This window comes from Streptomyces diversicolor (assembly GCF_057537855.1).
Genome location: NZ_BAAJXA010000123.1, coordinates 1 through 1,390, shown reverse-complemented (window position 1 = coordinate 1,390; position 1,390 = coordinate 1). Strand labels below are relative to the sequence as shown.

Below are 1,390 nucleotides of genomic sequence, written 5' to 3'. Positions count from 1 at the left end.
CTGAGACCTGATGCCGAGCCGATTGTGGTGAAGTGGATGATCCTATGCTGTCGAGAAAAGCCTCTAGCGAGTTTTATGGCGGCCCGTACCCTAAACCGACTCAGGTGGTCTGGTAGAGAATACCGAGGCGTTCGGGTGAACTATGGTTAAGGAACTCGGCAAAATGCCCCCGTAACTTCGGGAGAAGGGGGGCCATTCCTGGTGATGAGCTTTGCGCTCTGAGCTGGGGGTGGCCGCAGAGACCAGCGAGAAGCGACTGTTTACTAAAAACACAGGTCCGTGCGAAGCCGTAAGGCGATGTATACGGACTGACGCCTGCCCGGTGCTGGAACGTTAAGGGGACCGGTTAGCTCACTTTCGGGTGGGCGAAGCTGAGAACTTAAGCGCCAGTAAACGGCGGTGGTAACTATAACCATCCTAAGGTAGCGAAATTCCTTGTCGGGTAAGTTCCGACCTGCACGAATGGCGTAACGACTTCTCGACTGTCTCAACCATAGGCCCGGTGAAATTGCACTACGAGTAAAGATGCTCGTTTCGCGCAGCAGGACGGAAAGACCCCGGGACCTTTACTACAGTTTGATATTGGTGTTCGGTTCGGCTTGTGTAGGATAGCTGGGAGACTTTGAGCATCGGACGCCAGTTCGGTGGGAGTCGTCGTTGAAATACCAGTCTGGTCGTGCTGGATGTCTAACCTGGGTCCGTGATCCGGATCAGGGACAGTGTCTGATGGGTAGTTTAACTGGGGCGGTTGCCTCCTAAAGGGTAACGGAGGCGCCCAAAGGTTCCCTCAGCCTGGTTGGTAATCAGGTGTTGAGTGTAAGTGCACAAGGGAGCTTGACTGTGAGACCGACGGGTCGAGCAGGGACGAAAGTCGGGACTAGTGATCCGGCGGTGGCTTGTGGAAGCGCCGTCGCTCAACGGATAAAAGGTACCCCGGGGATAACAGGCTGATCTTCCCCAAGAGTCCATATCGACGGGATGGTTTGGCACCTCGATGTCGGCTCGTCGCATCCTGGGGCTGGAGTCGGTCCCAAGGGTTGGGCTGTTCGCCCATTAAAGCGGTACGCGAGCTGGGTTTAGAACGTCGTGAGACAGTTCGGTCCCTATCCGCTGTGCGCGTAGGAGTCTTGAGAAGGGCTGTCCCTAGTACGAGAGGACCGGGACGGACGAACCTCTGGTGTGCCAGTTGTTCTGCCAAGGGCATGGCTGGTTGGCTACGTTCGGGAGGGATAACCGCTGAAAGCATCTAAGCGGGAAGCCTGCTTCGAGATGAGGACTCCCACCCACTTGATGGGGTAAGGCTCCCAGTAGACGACTGGGTTGATAGGCCGGATCTGGAAGCCAGGTAACTGGTGGAGGTGACCGGTACTAATAGGCCGAGGGCTTGTCC

1 rRNA gene is annotated in these 1,390 nt (G+C 56.3%); it reads left to right on the top strand.

The annotated features are described in order from the left end of the window. Positions 1–1,390 (top strand): 23S ribosomal RNA (locus AC27LF_RS45420); the annotation flags it as partial.